Source organism: Variovorax sp. 01T439_2, assembly GCF_056398445.1.
Genome location: NZ_JBFTPJ010001138.1, coordinates 1 through 1,638, shown reverse-complemented (window position 1 = coordinate 1,638; position 1,638 = coordinate 1). Strand labels below are relative to the sequence as shown.

Below are 1,638 nucleotides of genomic sequence, written 5' to 3'. Positions count from 1 at the left end.
GTGGTGGGCTTCGGGCTGGGCGGGGAGATCGCCATTGCCGTGACCATGCTGGCCGAGTTCTGCTCGACCAAGTTCCGCGGCACGGCCGTGGGGCTGGTGAACGTGGGCGCCGGCGGGCTCGGCAACTTTCTTGCGCCGGCTTTCGGCCTGCTGGTGTTCTGGATGTTCCCGGGCGACAACGCCTGGCGCTGGCTGTTCGCCTGCCTCATGGTGCCGGCTCTGCTTGGCGCGTTCTATCGCCGCTTCATCCCTGAGACGCCGCGCTTCCTGCTGTCGCAGGGCCGCGTCAGGGAGACCAACGCGGTGCTCTCGCGGCTGGCCTCGGGGCGGCTGTCGGGCAAGCTGGCGGCCGAGCGGGAATACATCACCGACGACCGCATGGGCGCGCAGGCCGCACGGCCGAAGGTGCGCGTGACCGAAATATTCCGCGGCGCGCTGGCGCGGCGCACCGCTGCGCTGTGCATCACGATCTGGATGACCTACGGCGCGCAGATCTCGGTGCTCACGCTGATGCCGACCATCCTCGTGACGCTGGGCTACAGCATGTCCAAGAGCCTGATGTTCACGATGGTGATGCAGGGCGGCAGCCTGCTGGGCGCCATTGCGGCCTCGCTGCTGGGCTTTCACTTTCCGCGCAAGCGGGTGCTGACGGCCGGCGCCGTGTGCGCCTGCCTCGCGGCGCTGGCCATCGGCTTCGTGGCCAAGAGCATCGCCGTGATCCTGGTCGCGGGCGCGGTGTTCCAGTTCTTCGTGCTGCTGCTCAACACCACCATCTGGATCTTCGCCCCCGAGCTGTACCCGACGCGCGTGCGCGCCTTCGGCACCGCTTTCATCCTGGCCACGGGCACCGCCGCGGGCGCGCTGATGCCGCTGGTGGCGGGCCGGCTGTTCGACGCCTTCGGGCTGGTGGGCGTGTTCGGCCTGGCCGCCGCGATGTACGCGGTGTTCGTTGCCAGCGTGCAGTGCGTGCCCGAGACCTATGGCCAGTCGCCCGATGCGCTGCCGCTGGCCGGCGAGGCCGAGCCTGGCGGCGGGACGCCGGCAGCGTCGCTGGCGCGTTCGAACTGAGCCGCACGACAACCGATCTCCCAAAGAAGAAAGCGTCCTTCCGCATGCCAGACATCCTGCTCATCAACCCCAACGCGTCCGTCGCGACCACCGACATGATGGTGGGGATCGCATCGGCCGAAGCCCCCGCCGGCTGCCGCGTGACGGGCCGCACGGCGACCCAGGGCCCGCCGATGATCGTCAACGAACGCGAGCTGGACGCAGCTGCGGCCGAGGTGCTCAAGGTGTGGCGCGCGGCGGCGGGCGACGGCTGGGACGGCGTGATCGTCAGCGCCTTCGGCGATCCTGGCGTGGAACTGGTACGGCGCGACGCGTGCGTGCCCGTGGTCGGCATCGCCGAGGCATCGATGCTCGCGGCGGGCGAGGGCGGCCGGCGCTTCGGCATCGCCACCATCACGCCCGATCTCGCGGCGCCCATCGAGGCGCGCGCCGCCGCGCTCGGGCTGCGCGCGCAGTTCAGCGGCATCCGCCTCACGCAGGGCGATCCGCGCACGCTCGCGGCCGATGCGCGCGCGCTCGAAGAAGCGTTGGCGCAGGCCGTTCAGCGCTGCATCGCCGACGATGGTGCCG

General features: G+C 70.8%; 2 protein-coding genes. Both read left to right on the top strand.

Annotated elements, in window-relative coordinates; genetic code table 11:
- On the top strand, positions 1 to 1,068 hold a 1,068-nt coding region (locus AC1DOC_RS32810; RefSeq protein ID WP_478131457.1), incomplete at its 5' end, for an MFS transporter.
- 44 nt (positions 1,069 to 1,112) lie between these two features.
- On the top strand, positions 1,113 to 1,638 hold a 526-nt coding region (locus tag AC1DOC_RS32805), incomplete at its 3' end, for an aspartate/glutamate racemase family protein (RefSeq protein WP_478131456.1).